Below are 22,396 nucleotides of genomic sequence, written 5' to 3'. Positions count from 1 at the left end.
GAAGTCATCAACTACGCCATCAGCGTGCAAAACACCGGCAACCAAACGCTCACCGGTGTGGTCGTCTCTGACCCGTTCATCAGTAACCTCGCGCTGGTCGCTGACGCCGCTTCTGCCGATGGCGAACTGGATGTGGGTGAGACCTGGTCTTACACCGCCAGCCATGTCGTCACGCAAGCCGAGATTGACGCAGGTGCGCCCATCGTCAACTTGGCCACTGCTGACTCTGTGCAGTCAGGCCCTGATTCCGACGACGCTTCGATTGCCGTAGAGCAGGCACCCGCCCTCAACATCGTCAAAGAAGCTTCTGTCGCTGGCGGCACTGCCAACGCTGCAGGCGAAGTCATCAACTACGCCATCAGCGTGCAAAACACCGGCAACCAGACGCTCACCGGTGTGGTGGTGAGCGATCCCTTCATCGGAGCCCCCACCCTGGTCGTTGACGCCGCTTCTGAAGATGGCGAGCTGGATGTGGGTGAGACCTGGTCTTACACCGCCAGCCATGTCGTCACGCAAGCCGAGATTGACGCAGGTGCGCCCATCGTCAACTTGGCCACTGCCGACTCTGAGCAGACGGACCCTGATACCGACGATGCTTCTATCCGCGTGGAACAGGCCCCCGCCATTGCCGTGGACAAAGCCATTGCCAGCATCACCGGTGGCAACGGCAACATCGCTGCCGACGCCCCCGGCGATCAGCTCAACTACACCATCACGGTGTCCAACCCCGGCAACATGACCCTGACCGATGTGACCGTCACCGACGTCCTCACTGGGTTCAATGCGGCAGGTGTGACCTTGTCCCCCGGGCAAAGTCAGGTCTTCTTGACCAGCTACACGCTGACTCAGCTGGACCTGAACAGCAATGGCGGTGGCGATGGCTACATCGAGAACACCGCCACGGCCGACAGCGCACAAACGGGTCCCGTCAGCGATTTTGAGCCGATTCAGTTGCTGCCACGCCCTTCCTTGTCGCTGAACAAAGCCTTGGTGAGCGTGTCCGGCGGCAACGGCAACACCATCGTGGATGCTGCTGGCGACGTGCTGTTGTACAACGCCACTGTGGCCAACGAAGGCAACATCACCTTGACTGGCGTGTCGGTGCTGGACCCCTCCACCGGCCTGAACATCACGGGTGTGACCCTGTTACCCGGCGAAACAGCGGTGTTCAGCTCCACCTACACCCTGACCCAAGCCGATGTGGACAGCAACGGCGATGGCGACGGCTACCACGACAACACAGCCACGGCCGATTCGGATCAGACTGCTTCGCTGTCGGACACCGAATCCAGCCCATTGCTGCGCTCCATCGGATTGGGTGTCAACAAGAGCGTCACGGGCGTGACCGGTGGCAACAACAACGGCTTTGCGGACCAGGCCGGTGAGCTGCTGAACTACTCCATCAACGTGTTCAATGCGGGCACGGTCACCCTGACCAATGTCACCGTCTTTGATGACTTGACAGGACTGAGCCAGACGATTGCCTCCTTGGCCCCCGGCGCCAACCAGAACTACCTGACCAGCTACACGCTGACCCAGGCCGATCTGGACAGCAACGGTGGCGGCGATGGTTACATCGAGAACTCCACCACGGTGGATTCGGACCAGACCCTGGCCACGCAGGACAACGAGACAGTGCAACTGATCCGCACCCCGGTGCTGTTCTTGGACAAGGCCTACCTCAATGTCACCGGCGGCAATGGCAACAACCTGGTCGATGCCGTGGGCGATGTGCTGAACTACCGCATTGTGGTGGCCAACCCGAGCAACGTGACCTTGACCGGAGTATCTGTCAATGAACCGCTGACCGGCCTGACGGCAACGGGTCTGACCCTAATCCCCGGCCAAACCCAGACCTACCTGACCAGCTACACGCTGACCCAGGCCGATCTGGACAACAACGGCGGCGGTGATGGTTACATCGACAACATTGCCATCGCCGACTCGGCCCAGACCACACCCATCAGTGACATTGAATCGGTCCCGATCCTGCGCACCATCGGCATGGCGTTTGACAAGCGCATTGTGAACATCGATGGAGGCAACGGAAACTCCCTCGCCGATGCCGCAGGTGACGTCTTGAACTATGTCTTTACCGTCAAGAACGAGGGCAGCGTGACCTTGACCAACCTGACGGTGGTGGATGACCTGACCGGCATGAGCGAGTCGCTGGCCTCGCTTGCACCTGGCGCCACGGTGGTCTACAACTCCAGCTATGTGCTGACCCAGGCCGATCTGGACAGCAATGCCGGAGGGGATGGGGTGCTCACCAACACCGCCACTGCAGACACCAGCGAAACACCTGCTTTTGTGGACTCGGAAAGCGTCACGGTGGTCTACCAACCTGGCATTGATCTGACCAAGTATGTGTCGGTGGACAACGGCGCCACTTGGCTGGATGCGAACAGCGAAACCGGCCCGCTGCTCTCTTCCAGCTCGGGCATCGATCCGCAGTTCCGATACACCGTGAGCAACACCGGCAACATCTCGCTTGGAGACGTTACCTTGACCGATGCGGTGTACGACCTGAACGGCGCTGCGGCGGGCACCGCTTATTCGTTCGGAAGTTTGGCTGTGGGTACCTCCGCAGAGTTCATCTTCATCGGTGCTGCATGGGCCGAGGGTCAGCAGTCCGGAGATGCCGCAGTGGCAGTGGCCGGCATGCCTTTGGTGCTGGACATCGACAACGCCTACTACCTGGGTGTGTGAGTTGACACATTGAACAACATGAACCCCTGACACCGACAAGGGGAACGCATGTTCCACGGGCAAGCCTCACGGCTTGTCCGTTTTTTTTCATGCTTACTGCTTTTTCGGTAGCGCCACTATCGGTTTGAAGGGATGTGCGGCATCCACTGATTTCACTAAGCTGGAAAAAAGCCATGGTGACGACATCTCTCACGCTGACTTGCAAGCCATTCAATATAAAAACAGGAGTTTTATGCGCCCATTGAAAAAAGGCATCGTTTGTTTGGCTGCACTCTGGTTGCCCATGGGATGCTGGTCGCAAAGTCTTCAAGAGGCCGTATTGATGGCTTTGGAGCATTACCCCAGCATCGCAGCATCACGCTATAAAACCGAAGCTGCGAGATCAGACATCACCAGAGCCAAAGGCGCACATTGGCCACAACTTTCATGGTCCGGGACCTATAACGACTACCGCAGCGATGGTCTGCCCAACCGCTGGATCCAGACGCCGGTGCTGAGCCTGAATCTGTGGTCTGGCGGCCGCATTCAATCCGATGTGGAACGCTCGCAAGCCCAAGCCAAAGCCAGTCAAAAGCAGGAATACATCAACCGTGACGATGTGGCACTGATCACCAGCGAGGCCTATTTGCAATGGGCGCATCAAAAACGGGTTTATCTATTGGCGACGGAAAACCTGGGGGCCCATGAAAAAATTCTGAATGATTTCAAAATCATCACCCAAGTCGACCCAGGCCGCCGCATCGATCTGAACCAAGCACAGGTGCGTTTTGACAACGCCAAGTTGAGCATGATCAGAAGCGAGATCGAACTGCGTGTGGCGGCTGAGCGCCTCGCACGGATGATCATGGCGCCTGCCCCCGCCGAGCCCAGTGGCCTTGAATTTTCCCCCGCCATCCCTTACCAAACCTTGGCTCAGGCACAGGCTGAACTCAATGATCAGCATCCGGTGATCGGCAGGCTGCTGGCGCAACGTGAGGCTGCTCAGGCCAGTGTGCGTTATGCCCAGGCACAAGGCTTGCCCACCGTCAACATCTCCCATGCGAAATCAACCATACCCGGATTGGCCCAAGGCCAGTTCGTCACGCAGCTTCAATTGAACGTGCCCTTGATCGACGGCGGCACCGCGCGTGGTGCAGTGGGCGTGGCCATGGCCAATCTCCAATCACTGGATGCGGACCTGGTGGAAGCACGACTGACTCTCAATGAACAACTGGCTTCATCTTGGGCCAGTTGGCAACTGTCTGGGCAACGTGCCGACATGGGAAGAGAACAAACACGCACCGCGCAAAGTCTGGCTTTGGGCTATGAACAGCAGTTCCGTGTAGGACGTCGCTCTTTGCTGGATTTGTTGAACATTCAGAGTGATCTCTACACCTACAAAAGCAATGCGGCCAACGCCCTGAATGAATCGCGCCTGTCACAGGTGCGGATCTTGGCCAATCTGGGACAACTGGCCAACGCCTACTCAGTTGCAGCTTCTGCAGTCGCGCCGTTGGCACTGCATCAGACCACCGATAGCCATCCCCCGTCCACCAACACCACCCCTGTGCTCCGTGTTCAGGCCATGACACCCGCTGAACCTGAGTCAACGCCCCCCTCAAATCTGGAGTAATCGATGGACGCCATTTCGTTTCAAGCACCCGGTGCCAAAAGTCTGTTCAGTGAACCGACCATGCCCTCAGCCAGCGTCACCCCCCACGAACGTGACCCCTTGCTGGTTTGTCTGGCCTTGACCGCCAAACGGATTGACCGCGAGGTGCATCTCTCGGCGCTGCGGGCCGGTTTTGCGTTGGATGAGGAAGGGCGAATTCCCATGAATGCCTACCCCGATCTGGCCCGATTGCACGGCATGATCGCCGTCTGGTCACGCACTGAACTGCATCAGTTACCCAGTTATGTGCTACCGGTCATCGTCCCTTTCGTGGATGGTCGGGCAGCCGTGCTGGTGTCCGTGGCCGGGCAAACGGTCAAAGTCCTGATGGCAGACACCGGCATGACCGAAATCGCCATGTCCATGGACGAGTTGCAACGCTTGGCCTATGGTGAAATTTTGGTGGTCAAACCCGCTCAACAAACATCGGCCCATCAGTTGGTGCCCTTCAGTGGTGAAGCTCTGGGCTGGTTCTGGAACACGGTGCGGCGCTTCAAAGGGTTTTACATCGAGTCCATCATGGCCGCCGTGGTGGCCAATGTGCTCACGCTGGCCACCATTTTCTTTGCCATGAACGTGTACGACCGTGTGGTGCCTACACAGGCCTACACCTCGCTTTGGACCCTGGCCATTGGCACCACCGTGGCGATTTTGCTGGAATTCGGTACGCGCTGGCTCAAGGCGCGACTGGTCGATCTGGCAGGCCGTAAGGCTGACTTGAGTCTGAACGCCATGCTGCTGCGCGAGATCATGACCATCCGACTGGAACACCGACCACAGTCGATCGGTATTTTTGCCAGCTCCATGCGTGACTTTGAATCCTTGAGAGATTTCATGTCATCGGCTTCGATGGTGTTGGTGGTCGACATGCCGTTCATCGTGTTGTTCATCCTCCTGATCGGCATCATTGGTGGCCCCCTGGCTTGGATACCCGCAGCAGCCGTACCGATTCTGGTGATCGTGGGCCTGTGGGCGCAAAAGCCCCTGATGCGGGCCATGCGCGAGAACATGAAGGAAAGTGGCGACAAGCAAAGCGTGTTGGTCGAATCGCTGCTCAATTTGGAAATGCTCAAGGCCCACAACGCCGAAAGCTATTTGCAAAGACGCTGGGAAAACGCCAATTTGGCAGCGACCGATTCGTACAAACAAACCCGCTCACTCACCAATTTGATGCTGGGCCTGACGGCCTCCATGCAACAGCTGGTGACGGTGGGCATGGTGGTTTATGGCGTGTACCTCATTGGCGACAACGCCCTCACCCTCGGTGGCCTGATTGCATCGGTCATTCTGGCGGGAAGGGCCATCTCGCCTTTGGGCAGCATCATGTCACTGGCCGCACGCTACCAGCAAGCTCGCAGCGCGCTGGACACGCTGGATGCCCTGATGAAAAGACCACGCGATCGCGATGGCGAACGCCGTTATGTGGTGCCGGAAAAAATCGTGGGCGACCTGCGTGCTGAAAATCTGGAATTTGCCTACCCAGGCGAACACCAGATCCCGGTGATCCGCAATCTGTCTGTTCATTTGGCAGCCGGCGAGCATGTGGCACTTTTGGGCCGAATAGGGAGCGGCAAAAGCACCTTGCTGCGCTTGCTCTCGGGCCTATACACACCGCTGGGCGGGCGTGTCTCGATCGACGGGGTAGACCTGCAGCAAATCGAACCTGCCGAGTTGCGCAGCCGACTGGGCTACGTCAGCCAAGAGGCGCAGCTTTTCCAGGGGTCCCTCCGCGACAACCTGGTGCTGTCGGACAGCTGGATCAGTGATGCCAGGATCATCGAGGTGCTGCAAAAACTGGACATGTACAGCTTGGTGGCCAGCCACCCCCGAGGTCTGGACATGCCCCTGACCGAGGCGGGCGGAGGCTTGTCAGGTGGTCAACGCCAGTTGCTGGCGATCGCCCGAATGATGCTGCGCGACCCGGCGCTGGTTTTTCTGGACGAGCCCACCTCCATGATGGACCAAACCACCGAAGCCAAAGTGATTGAGGTTTTGGGAACGTGGCTGAAGGGCCGCACCTTGGTGTTGTCAACCCATCGGCTGCAGTTACTGATTTGGGTTGAGCGCATCGCCCTGGTCGATCAGGGTCAGGTTCTGATCGAAGGTCCGCGTGACGAGGTTCTTAAGAAGCTCTCCACCGGGGTTCGCAAGAAACCCATGGCCGTCAAGCCTTCCCGCACAGCAGCCCAAACCGCTGCTGAAACGGCAACACCGAACCCGCCTGTGGCCCCCGCCGCTGTTTGAAGATTTCAGGAATCAAGATGTCCACCTTCCAAAAAAATCACAAGCCATCCCAATACGCCTCTGGATCGAGCATCGAAGACGACGAACGCCGCACCAGCCGCAAACTGGTGGCCATCATCGGGTTTGCGCTGATTGCTGCGCTGTTGTGGGCAGCGTCTTTCGACTTGGAGGAGATCACACGCGGTACGGGCAAGGTGATTCCTTCGAGCCGAGAGCAAGTGATCCAGAGCCTGGACTCCGGCGTGCTGGCCGAGTTGCTGGTGCGTGAGGGTGATGCGGTGGTCAAAGACCAGGTCTTGCTGCGCATCGATGATGCCCGCTCAGGGCCGATGTTTCGCGAGGCCAGAGAGAAATGGATCGCCCTTTCGGCGCAAGCGGCGCGGCTGCAGGCAGAAGCCTATGGCACGGCCATTCAATTTCCGAACCATGTGAAAAACCAAGCTTCGGTGGTGCGGCGAGAAACCCAAGCCTACCTCGCGCGCAAACAGGCTCTCAACGAAGAAATGGCGGCCATGCAGCAGTCCTTGTCGCAGCTGTCCAGAGAGCTCAGCCTGACCGAGCCCTTGGTTGAGCAAGGCGTGATGTCTGAAGTCGAGTTGCTGCGCCTCAAGCGTCAATATGCCGACATGCAATCGCGCATGGCCGAACGACGCAATCGTTACCTGACCGATGCCAGCAATGAGTGGGTAAGGGTGGAATCCGAGCTGTCACAAACACGGGAAAACACCCTTGCCCGCGAAGATGCGTTCAAGAAAACCGTGATCAAGGCACCGATGGACGGGATTGTGAAAAACGTTCAGCAAACGACCTTGGGCGCTGTCATCCAGAGCGGTCAAACCATTCTGGAGATCGTGCCTGTGCAAGACAACATGCTGGTGGAAGCTTATGTGAAACCCTCTGAAGTGGCCTTCCTCAGAGTGAACCAAGCCGCCGTGGTCAAGCTGAGTGCCTATGACTTCAACAAATATGGCGGTCTGGAGGCAGTGCTGGACCACATCAGCCCCGACACCTTGCGCGATGAAAACAAGCCCCGAAAACCAGGCAACGCGCCAGTCGATCTGGAAGAAGGTTATTACCGCATTCTGGTGCGCATCGTCGACCAACGCCTGGAGCGGCACGGCATGCAGATGAACGCCACGCCGGGCATGACCGCCACCGTGGAAATCAAGACCGGCCAGAAAACCGTGCTGGAGTATTTGCTCAGGCCTTTGCAAGCGATGACACAAGCCTTGCGCGAACGTTGAGTGCAGGAGCCCAGAGCATGAGCGGTATCGCAGGCCTGGTGGCCACCAGCAACATCGTTCCCCGACTGGTTCGGGGCTTACAGCATTTGGATCAAGCCGGTCACAACACCTGCGGCCTGGCGGTGTATGGCCAACAGAAATACAAAGATCTGCCCCCTGACCTGCACCGTCAACGCTGGACAACAGGGGTATCCCAATGGCAAGCCCAAGATGTCGACAATGCCTTGCAGCGCCTGCAAGGTCGTGCCGGCCTGGCCTACTCAGGCCAGCAGGCCCTGCTGGGCAGCCGGCTCATGCCCCAAGCCCTGCCCCACATCAGCCATGGCCCGCAAGCCACGCTCAACAGCCCGGCACGTGTGGCCGTGGTGCACCACGGCAGTCTGCACAACCAGCAAGCCTTGCGTGAGGTCTTGCTGGATCGAGGCTACCGTTTCAAAAGCCAGAGCGACACCGAAGTCATTGCCCACCTGATCGACGCCATCCACCAAGGGCAACCGGCACAAACCTTGCACCGGGCCATGGGCCTGCTGGCAGGGCCTGTGGCAATGGGCGTGATGTTCCATGGTCAACCCGAACGCTTGTTTGCCGTGCAACGTGATGCACCGCTTTATTGGAGCCAAGGTCCGGAACATGGGGGCTGGAGCAGCGAGAAATCAGCCCTGCTGCCAGGCGCATCTGCACTGAACTCTTTACGCACGGGCAATGTGCTTGAGATTTACCCGCACAAAGACGGTGTTTCGCACCACCTCCATGCCTGATGGGCGAGCCGAAAGGACGGATACGCACCGCCCTCACGGCACGCATGGCACGCATGGCACGAATGCCACGCATGAGACCTGAGGCCAGCCAGGGCTTGATCGCCCTGTCTGGCCACACACTGGCTCAATTGGCGTTAATAGGCTGTACAAGTCGGTTCTACAGTCGTTGGATTGACATGAACCACTGCCTGAGTCATGTACACCGCTGTGTTTTCAGGTGTGATGGCCGTGGTGCTGGCTTCGAGCTGAATCACCATGATCGTCGACACACTCACCTGGGGCAGGATCAAACCGACCGTTGGCTTGTCGGCCCCAGCCAGCACCACATCAGGCCCCTGAACGATGCGCCAGCGGTAATTGAAAGTAGGGTTGCTGGTGTCAATGCCTTGTGCCTGCAATGAAAGCGCCGCTCCGGGTTTGCAGACGCTTGCCACGGGTTGAATGGTCATGCCCTTCAAATAGCCTGTGACCGGGACCAAGGTGTTGATGTCTGGATTGGGCTGCACACGCAAAGCCCGCTTGTAAGTCACCCGTTGCCCGACCTCGTTGACACCCGCCAGCACCAACTCGTAATCCGCATCTGCGGTGATCATCTTGGCTTCGGCAGAGACCACCAGATTGCACCCCCAAGTGCTGCCACCCGAACCTGCCGGTGAACTGTTGGTGCCGGGCGTTGGCGTCAGCATGTCACTTTTTTCTGCGATGGCACAGTTTTCATTGGACAAGGACAGCACCGGGTTGTTGGCCGCCAAAGGCAACACGGACCAAGACATGGAAGTCAAACGGTACTTGACACTCTCCAGTGTGCCCGCCACCACCGTAGATTCTCCGGCCTTGAGCAGCACCTGAGAGCCGCTGTTGGCCGAGATGCCACCGCCGCCCTCGCCGCCACAGCCGAGCAACATGATCGCTGCGGACACTGCGACAGACACCGCCGATGTGGCACGCAAGGCGTGGGGCCACTTGTTTAATGCAAACACTGGACTCATCGATTTCTCTCTTTCATGGGGAAGGTTGAGGTGAGGAAGACACAACACCTGCATGCTCAAGGATCAGCGCGGGCCAGTCTGTATCGCACCGCACCATCGAACGACAAAAAGGATCACTTGAACAAACTCGGCTGCGAGATAACGCCGTAGTTGGGCCCCACACCACCAGAGAGAGGCGGCGGACATTGGTTGCTCATTTTGGCGAGGATGTAGGGGTTATTGCCACCAAAAGCGTTCAGGAACTGCATACAGGCAAAGCCAACGATCGTGGCCGAAGTCCCCGGGACCACATTGGCCAGTGTGGGCACCACCACAAACTCACACGTCTTATTGCCCGCTGCGCTGCATCTTTTGACATCGGTGTACAAGCTGTTTTTGACGCCCGTTTGAATCCAAGCCTTGTCGCCCACCGACATGCTGATCGGGTTGCCATCCTCAATCATTTTTTCGATGGCATTGGCCCCAGAGGCTTGAATGTTCAGTGATGTCCACTGTGCTGCTTCACAGTTTGCCCCAGGATATGAAGGGCCAAGTTGGAACTCAGGTACCTTGCCCGTCAGGGGGTCCACCAGCGGTGCTGGAGGCTGCGCACTCATGTTCCAAAATTTGTCATACAAGCATTTTGAAACGGCCAATGGGAACAATCCGCCTGGCTGGATGACGCCCGGACTGCTCACCCCCGCCACAGCCGTAACCTGCACTGGCTTGGCATACACGCCCCAGAAGCTGGCCAAAAAGGTACGCACCGGACCCAGGTTCTGCCCCTCGCTTTTGCCTACAGTCACCTGCACGGCAGGCGCATCGTTGGCACTCGGTGTCATGGGCAAACCTTGCAAACCCGTCGCCATCTGGGTCGTGTCCCAGTAACCGGTTTGCACCAGGCCGTTGGACAGTCCGTCACCTGCGGCTCGGTTGAGGGCGATGGCGCTGCTGGCCGTGTTGGCAGCACCCGACCAGTTCAGCACCGAGCCCCCGTTGGTGTAGAGCTTGCGAGCCCCGGCCAGCGCTGCTGCGTCGGCGTCGTTTTGCAACTCGTTGCGCACCACATGCAAATAAGCCAGGTCAACCGCCAAGGCCCCTGCTCCCAACAACACTGGCAAAGTCAGCGCCACCAGCACGCTGACCGCTCCTTTTTGAGATTTGGAAAACAGTTTGATTTTTTTCATCACCATGCCCTTTACTCGTAAACCATCACTGTGGTGGCCTGCAACACCATGGGCTGGCCCAGCCTCTGCAGCAGGCTGCCTAAACCAATGCCTTGAAAGGTGTAGCTCACCGTGACCTGTAGCGTGGGGTCACCGCCTAAGCTGCCCTTTTGAATGAGCACATTGGGTGGTGCCGGGTTGCTCCCAAAGCTGACCAGTGCCCCTTGGGCATATTGGCTGACGACCTGCCGAATTTGCGCATCGGTGAGTAAGGGGTTGCGTGCCACGATGCCCGCGCGTGCGCCTTCGCGACTGGCGTTGGTGATCACCGCTTTGTCGTAAAAAGCCAGGCTCGCATCGATGCCGCCCACCAGCAGGGCCAGCAAGATGGGCAGGATGAGTGCGAACTCGACCACGGCCGCACCGCGCTGCTGGGCTTGTTTTTTGTCGCCTTGTCGTCCTGCAGCGCGAAGGTCAGAGGCAGCGCCTGCAAAGCTCGAATGCATCCTCGTTTTTTGAAACCCTCGGGCCTTGCGTGCGGGGTCCTGAAACCAAGTCATGGGCGATCTCCTGAAATGGGCCCGGATGGGGCAAATGCAAAAACCCCACCTTAAAGATGCGCGCGGCTTGTTTCGGTGCGCTGGCGCACGGCGATCGCTGCATGAACACGAAACCCACACTTTGGTGCTTTAACGCACTGTGCAAAGCGCATTGATTTTTTAAAGTGACCTGGCGGTTTGAAAACATTCCAACCGCTGCAAAGCCCCAAAGCCACTGCACGAAAACAACCCTGTTGCGTGCAGTTCGAAGACGGGCTTGAAGCTCACCTCAACTTTTCAAATCTGGAGTTAGCAAATGAAAAACTTTTCTCAATCTTTCAAGACATTCTGGGCCGACGAAGATGGTGCGACTGCCATCGAATACGGCCTGCTTGCTTCGTTGATCGCATTGGCGATTACTGTGGGAGCAGGTGCTCTGGGTGGATCGTTGAACAACTTGTTCAACGATATCGCAGACAGGCTTACCCCGGCGGCGTAAATCGTCCAGGTTCACCCTAGCTCCTGCACCCCATGCCCCTCAGCCTTTTTGACTGGACACATCTGGCCGCACTGGCCGCCATGCTTTTGGCGGCCATGTGGCACGACACCGCAACGCGCCGCATACCCAACACGCTGGTGTTGTGGGGCAGCTTGACCGCCATCGGGCTGTCACTGTCGTCCCATGGCATTGGCCTGGGTTCGGCGCTTGCGGGGGGCTTGGTGGGTTTTTTAGGCTTTCTGGTGTTCTACCTCTTGCGGGCCGTGGGCGCTGGCGACGTGAAGTTGGCTGCCGCCACAGGCCTGTTTGTGGGGTTCCCCGACATGCTGTGGGTCAACCTGCTCATCTTGCTGACCGGGGGCTTGCTGTCCATCGCTTGGGCGCTGTTCAGCGGCCAACTGGGCCAGACCCTGCACAACCTGAGCACCGGTTTCACACAACTTTGGCTCAGCCGCCAACACGGGCCAAGCGCTGAGCGCACAGCCTTTCCGGTGGGCACAACACGCCTGCCTTACGCCTTGGCAATTGGCGCGGGCACTGCGGTGCATGTGCTCAAGCTCTGGCCTTTTTCGTGAATTTTTTTGCCTTGCAAGGACTTCCTTCCATGAGAAACATTCGTCCCTTGGGTGCGCTGCTGCTGGCCTTGGTGTTGGGCTTGGCGGCCGCCGCTTATGCCGCCAGTTGGTTGCAACAGCAAAGCGCTTCCAACACCTTGCAAGTGATCGTGGCCCAGCGCGATTTGCAAATGGGCACCCGGCTTCAACCGGACATGCTGCAAACCCTGGCCTGGCCCAAAGCGGCCGCCATTCAGGACCCCTTGACCACGCTCGACCAAGCGGTGGGCCGCGTCATCCACATGCCGGTGCTGCGCGGCGAGCCTTTGCTGCAAAGCAAGCTCGCGCCTGTGGGTGAGAAAGGGGGCTTGTCCTCGGTGCTCGCGCCCGGGCAACGCGCGGTCACCGTGAAGGTCAATGAAATCGTGGGTGTGGCCGGTTTTGCGCTGCCTGGCAATTTTGTAGACGTGATGGTCAACACGCCCGACAGCCAGAACCAGCCGGTCTCCAAAATCGTGATTGAACGCATCCAGGTGCTGGCGGTGGCGCAAGACGTGTCCACCAACGAGAGCAAACCCCGCGTGGTCAATGCCGTGACCTTGCAAGTCAGCCCGCAACAGGCCGAACAAATTGACTTGGCACGCAGCGTGGGCACCCTGTCGTTGGTGCTGCGCAGTCACAGCGACAACATCCCTGTGCAAACGGCCGGTGCGCGCAAACTGGACTTGCTGCCCCAAGTGGCCGCTGCGGTGGTTGTCGCCACAGCAGCCAAAACCGTGCCGCCGCGCTCGCGTGCTGCCAGGCCTGCCCCCCCCTCCACACCCACCGCCGAACCTGCAGCACCACCGGCGCCAGAACCTGCCCGGTTTGAGGTGATCAGAGGCCTGTCTGTGTCACAAGAGTGAGCCCATCGTGAATTGATCTCATGCAGCCAACACCCCACGCTCACTCGCCAGCAGCCCGGAGCCAGTCCATTCGCAACAACAAAGAGAGTCCCATGCCAGACATCCTGCCCCTCACACTGTCCCTCGCCCTGTCCATCGCCTTTGTGTGGCCCCAAGCCTCACGCGCGGCCCCTCTCGCCACCACCTCTGCTGCTGCGGCCAAAAGCACCCCTGCCAAGGCCGCCACAAGCAGCGCGGCCAAATCGTCCAGCAAGCCCGAGGTACAAACCCAAGGCCCGGTGATCATGGCCCCGCCCCTGCGCCTGACGGCCGGAAAATCTATGTTGCTGCAGCTGTCCGAAAACGCTGAACGTCTGTCCGTGGGTAACCCCGATGTGGCCGATGTGGTGCTCATCAACCCGCGCGAGATTTACCTGCTGGGCAAAAAATCCGGTCACACCAACCTGCTGGTCTGGACCGCCACGGGCAGCACCACCTTGCGCGACATCAGCGTGGGTGCCGACACCGAAAGCCTGCACGCCAAACTGCGCGAGTACGTGCCCAGTGCCGAAAACCTGCGCGTGGACAGTGTGGCCGACACCCTGGTGCTGAGCGGGCGCGTGAGCGACGGCATGAAAGTCCAGCGCCTCATGACCCTGACCGAGGCCTTCAATGGCAACAAGAAAGTCATCAACCTGCTGCGCGTGCACGGCACGCAACAAGTCATGCTCGAAGTCAAGGTGGCCGAGGTCTCCAGAAAATTGCTGGATGAATTAGGGATAGATCTGAACCTGACACGGACCATAGGGAGCACTTCGGTCAACTTGCTGGCCGATTTTTTGAGTTCCGGCTCGACCGCACTGACTGCTGCACGGGCCAACGGCCTGAGCACCATCACCTTGACGGCTGAAATGAAGAAAGACCTGGTCAAGGTCCTGGCAGAGCCCACCATCACGGCAGTGAGTGGGCAAGAAGGCGCATTTTTGGCAGGGGGCAAGATTTTTATTCCGGTGCCCAGGACCCGTGATGCCACTGGCGCCATCCAGCTGGTGGAAAAAGAATTTGGGGTGAAGCTGAAATTTTTGCCGACCGTGCTGGAAGACGGCTTGATCAATTTGCAGGTTTCGCCCGAGGTATCGGAACTGTCACCGCTGGGTGCCACCGTGCGCGACCTGAACGGCCAAAGCACTTTGCTTCCCCTGATCACGGTCCGCAGCGCTTCCACCACAGTGCAGCTGCGTGATGGCGAAAGCTTTGCCATTGGCGGACTGGTCAAGAGCAATGCAACCCAGACCATCAAGGCCTTACCGATTCTGGGCGAACTGCCCATCTTGGGCCCGCTGTTTCGCAGCACGGCTTTTCAGACCGACAAATCCGAGCTGCTGTTTGTCGTAACGCCGCGCCTGGCCCGCGTTTTGCCGCCCAACTACGCGCTGCCCACCGACAGCTACATCCCACCCAAGCGCAGCGAGTACTTCTGGAAAGGTCAACTCGAAGGCACACCGCCCGCGCACATGCCCGCGCCCGCCAGCCCACCCATGCCCGATACCCTGCCCGATACCCTGCCCAAGACTGTGCCCGAAACACGGCCTGAACCTGCACACAAACCCGCGGCCGAAGTCACACCCGAGGTCACACCTGACGATGCGTCCACACCTGCAGCTCAGTCTGAACCCGCGACTGAAACCACAGCTTCATCCACCTCTTGAGCCCGGAGAACCTCGCCATGAACTTCATGATCCTGCCCCTTCGCTGCTTGAGCATCGTCGGTCTGAGCCTGGCCCTGACCGCCTGCGACACCCCACCCACGATGGTGGACCAACACTTTGGCCTGGCCGTGCAACGGGCCCAGGCCCAACAAAGCCAGCTAGAACCCGGCGCGCAACAGCCCGTGGCCATGCGCTGCCCACACGAGCGCTCTGAGCCGAACTGCCCTGCCCATCATCCGCACGGTGGAATGGGCCAAGGCATGTCCCACGGCATGGGGCCGGGCATGGGCAGGGGGGCCGGTCCCCACGCCACCCACGCCACCCCCTTGGCCAACGACAAGCTGCGCAACAAGACGGACACCGATGGCGTATCGGCTCTGTCTGCTGTCACGCGCTACCAGCAAAGCTTTCAAACCCCGCCTGCACCAGCACCTGTCTTCAACATCGGCTTGGGCGCGGCCACCGCTCCCTGAAAGGTTTGCCATGTCCATCCATGTGATTGCCTCCAACGAAACCCTACTGACCACGCTGCGCAGCACATTGCAACAAAACGCCCTGCCTTTGGCCAGTGCCGTACTGTGCCCACCAGGCACTCGGCTGCTTGCGCCACTGCAGGCATTGGACAATGCGCCACCGGGCAGCATCGTGCTGCTGGACAGCCCCATCAGCCCGGACCACATCGCCAGCGATGACCTGGTCGCGCTCGAAGGCTGGCTGAGGCAGCGGCCCCAATTGAACGTGCTGCTGCTGAGCGAAGACAACAGCAAAGCCCTGCTGATGCGGGCCATGCGTGCGGGCGTGCGCGAAGTCTTGCCGCTGCCGCTCAACCCGGCCGATCTGGCGCAGACCCTGCAGCGCTGGAGCGATCGCCCCGCTGCCCCGGCAGGTCAAGGCAGCGGCATGGCCACAACGCTGGCCCCCAAGGCGCAAGAGCGCCCGGGCCGAATGGTGGCTTTTATGGGTTGCAAAGGGGGCAATGGCACCAGCTTTGTAGCGGCCAATATGGCCCACATCATGGCCAGCGAATTTGGCAAAAAATGCGCCTTTGTCGACCTCGACCTGCAGTGCGGCGATGCCTCTTTTTACTTGGGAAGCGGGGCCAACAAGCACAGCCTGAGCGACCTGACGCGGCAAATTGACCGGCTCGATGTGCAGCTGCTGGCCAGTTGCCTGCACGCCGTCACGCCCCAACTGAACCTGCTGGCCGCACCCCACTCGCTGGAAAACGCCATGGCCATCAGTGCGCAAGACATCGAGAAAGTCCTCAACCTGGTTCGCGACCAGCACGAGCATGTGGTGGTCGACCTGCCCCGCAACCTGAATGCCTTGACGCTCAAGGTGTTGGACATGGCCGATGTGGTCTACATCGTCATGCAAAGCCAAACCCCGGATGTACGCGACGCGCAGCGGCTGGTCAACATGTTGCGCGCCTTGGGACTGAACGAAGCCAAGCTTCGCCTGCTGGTCAACCGCTACAAACCCAGAGGCTGGGTGAGCCTGAGCGAATTGGAGAAGACCGTCGGCCTGAAGGTCCAGCAAAGCATTCCCAGTGGCCCTGAGTGGGTGGACGAGTCACTGCACATCGGTCAGCCGCTGTCGGTGGTGAACGACCACAACGCTGTGATCCAAGCCCTGCGTGAGGCCACAGGTGTGCTGCTGGAGAGCACGCCCCTGAAAAACCGCCACTGGATGCAGCGCTGGATCGACCAGACTGCCTGAACAGCACGTCTGAAACATTGTGTTGTTGACCCACAGGAGAGATGCTTGAACCCCAACCTGCGCTACCAATTTGAAACGCCCAGCCCTGCCACTTCGCTGTTGGGCGCCGAGCATCTGCAGCCCGTGCATATGCCCGATATCCGACCTCTGATGCCCTCGCCTGGGCCTATCTCAACCGTCGCCCCAGCCCAGAGCACCAAGACACCCGGCCCGCGGATGGACGACATCAAGACCCGGATCCACCAGGAAATCCTGTCGCTGATGGACTGGCAGCGCATGGAGAGCATGCCCCCCGAGCGCCTGCGCACCGAGCTCAAGGCGCTGACCGAAGAACTCATCACCACCCACAAACTGGCGCTCAACGAAACCGAGCGACGTCACATCATCCAAGTCATCCAAGATGAGATGCTGGGCCTGGGCCCGATCGAGTCCTTGTTGTCCGACCCCACGGTCTCGGACATTCTCGTCAACGGACCGTTTCAGGTCTATGCCGAACGGCACGGCAAGATCGTGCACACCGATGTGCAGTTTGACAATGAGGCCCATTTGCTGCGGGTGATCGACCGAATCGTTTCGCGCATCGGGCGGCGCGTGGATGAGATGAGCCCCATGGTCGATGCGCGACTGCCCGACGGCTCACGCGTGAACGCGGTCATCCCGCCCCTGGCCATCGACGGACCTTTGCTGTCGATCCGCCGTTTTGCGGTGGTGCCTTTCAGCGTGCAGGACCTCATCAGCATGGGGACGCTGACCGACGGCATGGCCGAGCTGATCCAGGGTCTGGTGCGGGCACGACTGAATGTGCTGGTCTCGGGTGGCACAGGCAGCGGCAAGACCACACTGCTGAACGTGATGTCGGCCAGCATTCCGGCCAATGAACGCATCATCACCATCGAAGACGCGGCTGAACTGCAGCTGCAGCAACCTCATGTGGTGCGCATGGAGACGCGCCCCCCCAACATCGAGGGCAAGGGCGAAATCTCGCAGCGCGATCTGCTGCGCAACAGCCTGCGCATGCGACCCGACCGCATCATCATGGGCGAGGTGCGCGGCGGCGAAGTGCTGGACATGCTTCAGGCCATGAACACCGGGCACGACGGCTCAATGACCACCATCCACGCCAATTCGGCACGCGATGCGCTCACCCGGCTCGAACACATGCTGGGCATGGCCGGTCTCAAAGCCGAGTCACGCGCCATGCGCCAGCAAATTGCCGCAGCCCTGTCGGTCGTGATCCAGGTCTCGCGCCTGTCGGACGGGCAACGCAAGATCACCAGCTTGCAAGAGATCACGGGCATTGAAGGTGACATCATCAGCATGCAAGAGATTTTCCGGTTCGAGCAAACCGGCCTGAACCCCGACGGCCGCGTGCAAGGCCAGTTTGTGGCCACTGGCATCCGCCCCAAATTTGCGCAACGCTTGGTCACACGCGGCATCGCGCTCAGCGACAAACTGTTCGAACCGACCCAAGGCTGGAGCTGAGCCATGAACACACCCTCTTGGATCTTTGCCGCGCTGGCATCCCTGAGCATCGGCGCTCTGGTTTGGAGCCTGTATGGGCTGTGGCGGCAACACTTGGACCCACGTCAAAAAGCCCTGGCGCAAAGGCTGCAAGTGGCCACGCTCAAAGACCCCATAGATGAGGCAGAGCCCACGCTCAAACTGCGTCCCAAGCGAATGCTCAGCCAATGGGAATGGGCCGAGCGCGGGCTGCAAACTTTTCCTGGTGTGGCGGCATTCGACTATTTTTTGCTGCAAACGGGTCTGGCGCTCAGCCTGGCGCAGGCCTTGTCACTGGCCGCAGGCCTGGTCTTGCTGGCCTTGGCACTGGGGGCCAGCCTCGGCTGGCCCGTGCTGCTGAGCCTGGTGGTGGCGATGATGGGACCGATGCTTTTGATCGCCTTCTTGCAACACCGCCGCTCGGTGCGAATGGCCCTGATCAGCCAAGCCCTTCCCGATGCACTGGACCTGATGGCACGCTCCATGCAAGCCGGCCACGCCTTTGCCAGTGCCCTACAGGTGGCGGCCAAAGACTGTTCGCCCCCGCTCTCGCACGAGTTGCGTGCGGTGTTCGAAGAAATCAACTTCGGCATCAGCGTCACGCAAGCGCTGCAAGGCTTGTCCATGCGGGTGGCCAGCGACGATGTGCGCTACTTTGTGGTGGCTGTGATCATCCAAAGCGAGACCGGAGGCAACCTGGCCGAGATATTGAAAAACACCGCCCAACTGATCCGCGAACGCCAAAAAATCGCGGGCATCGTGCGCGTGCTCTCGGCCGAAGGTCGCATCTCGGCCATCATCTTGTCACTGCTGCCCTTTGCACTGGCCGCCGGCATGAGCCTGCTCAACCCCGGCTTCATGTCGCGCCTGTGGACCGACCCGATGGGCTTGCAACTGGTCTACATCTCGCTGACCCTGATGGCCTTCGGCATCTTGTGGATGTGGCGTCTGATCCAGATCCGCGTTTGACTTTTCTCTAACCTCCCAAGCCCAGACCTCCATGACCTCTGCCACCCTGATTTTTGCGGCGCTCGTGTTCGCCCTGATCCTCACGCTGAGCTTGGCTGTGCTCAGCCGCTGGCTGCCCGACCCTGGGCGCCAGCGCTTGGAAAGTCTGACCAGCCCCAATAACCCAAACAGCGGCCAAACCACACGCACCAACGCCTGGCATCGGGCCCAAGCCAGGCTGTTGTCGGCCCTGCTGTGGCTGGGGCCCTGGACGACAGGCCTGTCGGGCGGCGAAGGTGACACGCCCTCTGCGCTGCGCCTTCGCTTTGCAAATGCAGGCTGGCGCTCGCCCGTGGCGCTGCAGATTTATTTCATCAGCAAAACCGTGCTGACCCTGATGCTGCCCATCTTGGCTTGGGGCTTGCTGAATGCCCAGGGCTGGCCCGCCAACACCATGCTGCGGATGGCCCTTGTGGTCGCAGCTGCGGCTGTCGGTTACTACCTGCCCGACGTGGTGCTCAGACTGCGCATCCAGCGCAGACAACTGGAGCTGCTGCATGCCTTTCCGGACGCGCTGGACTTGCTGCGCCTGTGCGTGCAAGCCGGCCTGGGGCTGGACGCTGCCATCGAACGTGTAGGCCGCGAAATGCGCAACGCCCGTCCCATCTTGTCGGAAGAATTTGCCCTCACCGGGCTGGCCCTGCGGGGCGGGTCTTCGCGGGCCGAAGCGCTGCGCAACCTGTCGCAGCGCGTGGGCCTCAAAGACATCGACGCCATGGTGTCGATGCTCATCCAGGCCGACCGCTTTGGCACCAGCGTGTCCGAATCGCTGGCGGTTTATGCCGAAAGCTTGCGCACCCAGCGCCGCCTGCGAGCCGAAGAAGCCGCTGCCAAACTCCCCGTCAAACTGCTGATTCCCCTGATTTTTTGCATCTTCCCCTCTCTGCTCACCGTGCTGCTGGGCCCGGTGGTGGTCACCCTGGCGCGGCACTTTGTGAAGGTGGGTTGAGGGGCGGCGCTGAGCGTCTGTGATGAAGTCCTGCGACTGACACATCGGATTTGCATGCGCGAACTGGCGCGTGCCGGATACTGTTGGAGCGATAAGGCCCAGTTAACATCACGGCCTCAAGCTTCAAGCCGCAATCCAATCCCGCCCCGCACATGAACGACCAACCCACTGTCTCGCCCAAACGCCATGGCCTCTCTCGCGTTTGGCACGCTTTGATTTACTCCATCGAGGGTTTGCGGGCCGGCTGGAGCGAGCCCGCTTTCAGGCAAGAAGCCATCTTGGCGGTGTTGGTCTTGCCTGGCGCTTGGTACTTGGGTCAAAGCTGGGCCGAGACGGTGTTGTTGATCGGCGTGGTTGTGGCTGTGCTGGTGGTCGAGTTGCTCAACACCGGCATCGAGGCGGCCATTGACCGGGTGGGGCCCGAGTGGCATGCCCAGTCCAAACGCGCCAAGGACACCGCCAGCGCTGCTGTTTTGCTCAGCTTGCTGCTGTGTGGCGGTATCTGGCTGAGTGCTTTGTGGCGTTGGTTTTTTGCTTGAGTTCAAGCGATCAAGGCGCTCAGGCCGCTGGCCCTTTACAGGCCGCAAAAAAATCCAGCTCGGTTTTTTGCCAACGGGTTTTGACTTGGGCCAACGACAGCACCGAATGGAAGTAGTGGTCGTGTGACAAGGCTTGGTTGGCCTGTTTTTGCAGGCAAGCGCCATCCCAGCCTCTTTGTGATTGGAAAGACTTGGACAACCAAAGCGCCATGGGCACATGGGTTTGTTCTGGCGGCGCCATCATGTAGGGCATGCCATGCAAGTACAAACCTTTTTCGCCCAAAGACTCGCCGTGGTCTGACACATAGAGCATGGCCGTTGGGCGTGTCTGGGTTTTCAACCAACGCACGGTTTGTCCTAAAAAATGGTCGGTGTAGTGCACTGCGTTGTCGTAGGCGTTGACAATCTCTTGCGCCGGGCAATCTTGCAGCACGTTGGTGCGGCATTCGGGTTGGTACAGCTTCATGTCGGCCGGCGTGCGCTTGTAATAGGCTGGGCCGTGGTTACCCATCTGGTGCAGCACCACCACAGTCCCCACTTGGGCCTTGCCCGGAGGGCGTGTTTTCTCGAGTTCGGCCAAGCGCTCAGGCAAGACACGCAGCAAAATTTCGTCATAGCATTCGCCATCTGGGCACAGCTTGGGGTCTTTCAAGGTCAAGGTGCTGGAATTTGGCACGCGATCGCACACCCCTTTGCAACCGGATTGGTTGTCCAGCCACAGCACCTGCATGCCTGCACGCTGCAACACATCCAAGAGGTTTTCATAAGGGATGTCGTTTTTGGCCTGGGCCTCTCGCCCCAAATGCGAAAACATGCAGGGCACAGAGACTTGGGTGTTGGTTCCGCAAGACCTCACGTTTGAAAAATACGTCAACTCACCGCTGGTTTGCAGCTGCCGCAGCTGGGGGGTGGTGTCGCGCGCGTAGCCCGCCAAGCCAAAATTGGCTGCCCGCACGGTCTCGCCCACCACCAGCACGATCAAAGGCGGCGCGCCAGCCGCGCCCAAAGAGACCACGGCCGCATCTTCACCCATCGGCTGCAAAGACATGCGTGCCTGGGTGGTCTGCCCCACCAGCAAGCGACCGCTGGCATAAACCGTGTTGAAAGGGTTGACCATGTAGCGCAAGGATTTGTGGTTGCGCATGGTGGAAGCCAAATCCTGGAACGAGGCCCAGATGACCGCCATCATCAGCACCAAAGCCAGCAATGCCAAGCCCAGCTGGCGGCCGAGCAGGCGCATGGCAGGCCACTCTTGGACAGGCTGACGCCACCACCAAACGCCTGGCAGCACCACGCCCAGCATCAACACCACCCCCATCGACCCCGACAACAAATCTCGCACTTCGCGCACATCGGTCTGCACCGTGTTGGCCATCATGCTGGGGTCGATGACCACCCCATAGGCGGACATGAAGTAACTGTTCGCAGCCGCCACCATGAGCAAGGCCACACCCACAGGTTTGCGCCAACGGGGCCACACCAGCAAACACAGGAGCACGGTGGTGGCAGTGAAAACAATCACCCCCATGGCCAACAGACCCAAGCCTGTGCGCAAGCCATGGCTGTCCGTCAAAGCCCACAGCGTGCGCCATAAGGGCACATTGCCCAAGGTGGTCAACCAAAGCGCCAATACCAGCAACAAAACCAAGGGATGCCAAGGACGATGAAAGGCTTTGGAAAAAGGACGAAAAAAGGCAGGGAAAGCGGTGAAATAAGCGGGCATGGGCATCACAAAGCGAACACAAGCCGCCATGTT

The 22,396-nt window shown here is 59.7% G+C and carries 19 protein-coding genes; 15 read left to right on the top strand and 4 right to left on the bottom strand.

Annotated features, from left to right (window positions below; translation table 11 throughout):
• The 5 genes from ABWQ00_RS05895 to ABWQ00_RS05875 form a co-directional block, all read left to right on the top strand.
• Positions 1 to 2,709: beta strand repeat-containing protein (locus ABWQ00_RS05895; RefSeq protein ID WP_353237752.1), on the top strand; the 2,709-nt coding region annotated here is incomplete at its 5' end.
• A gap of 232 nt (positions 2,710 to 2,941) precedes the next feature.
• Positions 2,942 to 4,321 carry a TolC family protein gene (locus ABWQ00_RS05890; protein ID WP_353237751.1) on the top strand — a complete coding sequence of 460 codons (1,380 nt, stop codon included), beginning with the start codon at positions 2,942 to 2,944 and terminating at the stop codon, positions 4,319 to 4,321.
• Positions 4,322 to 4,324: 3 nt separating this feature from the next.
• Positions 4,325 to 6,604: a type I secretion system permease/ATPase gene (locus ABWQ00_RS05885; protein ID WP_353237750.1), complete on the top strand. Its 2,280-nt coding sequence runs from the start codon at positions 4,325 to 4,327 to the stop codon at positions 6,602 to 6,604.
• 17 nt (positions 6,605 to 6,621) lie between these two features.
• Complete coding sequence (locus ABWQ00_RS05880) at positions 6,622 to 7,848, top strand: beta-barrel domain-containing protein (RefSeq protein WP_353237749.1); 1,227 nt, start codon at positions 6,622 to 6,624, stop codon at positions 7,846 to 7,848.
• A 17-nt stretch (positions 7,849 to 7,865) separates the two neighbouring features.
• Positions 7,866 to 8,606: a class II glutamine amidotransferase domain-containing protein gene (locus ABWQ00_RS05875; protein WP_353237748.1), complete on the top strand. Its 741-nt coding sequence runs from the start codon at positions 7,866 to 7,868 to the stop codon at positions 8,604 to 8,606.
• Between the two features lie 134 nt (positions 8,607 to 8,740).
• Here the strand turns inward: ABWQ00_RS05875 and ABWQ00_RS05870 are convergent, their stop codons facing one another.
• From ABWQ00_RS05870 to ABWQ00_RS05860, 3 genes are all read right to left on the bottom strand, one after another.
• Positions 8,741 to 9,595, bottom strand: a complete 855-nt coding sequence (locus tag ABWQ00_RS05870) for a hypothetical protein (RefSeq protein ID WP_353237747.1) — start codon at positions 9,593 to 9,595, stop codon at positions 8,741 to 8,743.
• 113 nt (positions 9,596 to 9,708) lie between these two features.
• Positions 9,709 to 10,761: a TadG family pilus assembly protein gene (locus ABWQ00_RS05865; protein ID WP_353237746.1), complete on the bottom strand. Its 1,053-nt coding sequence runs from the start codon at positions 10,759 to 10,761 to the stop codon at positions 9,709 to 9,711.
• A gap of 11 nt (positions 10,762 to 10,772) precedes the next feature.
• Positions 10,773 to 11,300: a TadE/TadG family type IV pilus assembly protein gene (locus tag ABWQ00_RS05860; protein WP_353237745.1), complete on the bottom strand. Its 528-nt coding sequence runs from the start codon at positions 11,298 to 11,300 to the stop codon at positions 10,773 to 10,775.
• 295 nt (positions 11,301 to 11,595) lie between these two features.
• Between ABWQ00_RS05860 and ABWQ00_RS05855 the strand changes: the two genes are divergently transcribed.
• The 10 genes from ABWQ00_RS05855 (at position 11,596) to ABWQ00_RS05810 (ending at position 20,640) form a co-directional block, all read left to right on the top strand.
• Positions 11,596 to 11,778 (top strand): Flp family type IVb pilin, encoded by a 183-nt coding sequence (locus tag ABWQ00_RS05855; protein ID WP_353237744.1) that lies wholly within the window; start codon positions 11,596 to 11,598, stop codon positions 11,776 to 11,778.
• Positions 11,779 to 11,810: 32 nt separating this feature from the next.
• Positions 11,811 to 12,353, top strand: coding sequence for an A24 family peptidase (locus ABWQ00_RS05850; protein ID WP_353237743.1), 543 nt, complete (start codon positions 11,811 to 11,813; stop codon positions 12,351 to 12,353).
• A 29-nt stretch (positions 12,354 to 12,382) separates the two neighbouring features.
• Entirely contained in the window at positions 12,383 to 13,237 is an 855-nt protein-coding gene (cpaB, locus tag ABWQ00_RS05845; protein WP_353237742.1) for a Flp pilus assembly protein CpaB, read from the top strand.
• A gap of 92 nt (positions 13,238 to 13,329) precedes the next feature.
• A complete protein-coding gene (locus tag ABWQ00_RS05840; RefSeq protein ID WP_353237741.1) occupies positions 13,330 to 14,925 on the top strand; it encodes a type II and III secretion system protein family protein in 1,596 nt (531 codons plus the stop codon).
• A gap of 17 nt (positions 14,926 to 14,942) precedes the next feature.
• Positions 14,943 to 15,398, top strand: coding sequence for a hypothetical protein (locus tag ABWQ00_RS05835; protein ID WP_353237740.1), 456 nt, complete (start codon positions 14,943 to 14,945; stop codon positions 15,396 to 15,398).
• A 10-nt stretch (positions 15,399 to 15,408) separates the two neighbouring features.
• On the top strand, positions 15,409 to 16,644 hold the full coding sequence (locus tag ABWQ00_RS05830; RefSeq protein WP_353237739.1) for a CpaE/TadZ family protein: 1,236 nt from the start codon (positions 15,409 to 15,411) through the stop codon (positions 16,642 to 16,644).
• A gap of 150 nt (positions 16,645 to 16,794) precedes the next feature.
• On the top strand, positions 16,795 to 18,126 hold the full coding sequence (locus ABWQ00_RS05825) for a TadA family conjugal transfer-associated ATPase (protein ID WP_502908084.1): 1,332 nt from the start codon (positions 16,795 to 16,797) through the stop codon (positions 18,124 to 18,126).
• 3 nt (positions 18,127 to 18,129) lie between these two features.
• Entirely contained in the window at positions 18,130 to 19,113 is a 984-nt protein-coding gene (locus ABWQ00_RS05820; RefSeq protein ID WP_353237737.1) for a type II secretion system F family protein, read from the top strand.
• Positions 19,114 to 19,144: 31 nt separating this feature from the next.
• Positions 19,145 to 20,101, top strand: a complete 957-nt coding sequence (locus ABWQ00_RS05815; protein WP_353237736.1) for a type II secretion system F family protein — start codon at positions 19,145 to 19,147, stop codon at positions 20,099 to 20,101.
• 152 nt (positions 20,102 to 20,253) lie between these two features.
• Positions 20,254 to 20,640 carry a diacylglycerol kinase gene (locus tag ABWQ00_RS05810; RefSeq protein WP_353237735.1) on the top strand — a complete coding sequence of 129 codons (387 nt, stop codon included), beginning with the start codon at positions 20,254 to 20,256 and terminating at the stop codon, positions 20,638 to 20,640.
• A 19-nt stretch (positions 20,641 to 20,659) separates the two neighbouring features.
• On the opposite strand, the gene ABWQ00_RS05805 is transcribed toward ABWQ00_RS05810, so the two are convergent.
• A complete protein-coding gene (locus tag ABWQ00_RS05805; RefSeq protein WP_353237734.1) occupies positions 20,660 to 22,393 on the bottom strand; it encodes a phosphoethanolamine transferase in 1,734 nt (577 codons plus the stop codon).
• Between the last annotated feature and the right edge of the window lie 3 nt (positions 22,394 to 22,396).

Source organism: Limnohabitans sp., assembly GCF_040400975.1.
GTDB lineage: Bacteria > Pseudomonadota > Gammaproteobacteria > Burkholderiales > Burkholderiaceae_C > Limnohabitans_A.
This window is presented reverse-complemented; position numbering and strand designations above follow the sequence as displayed.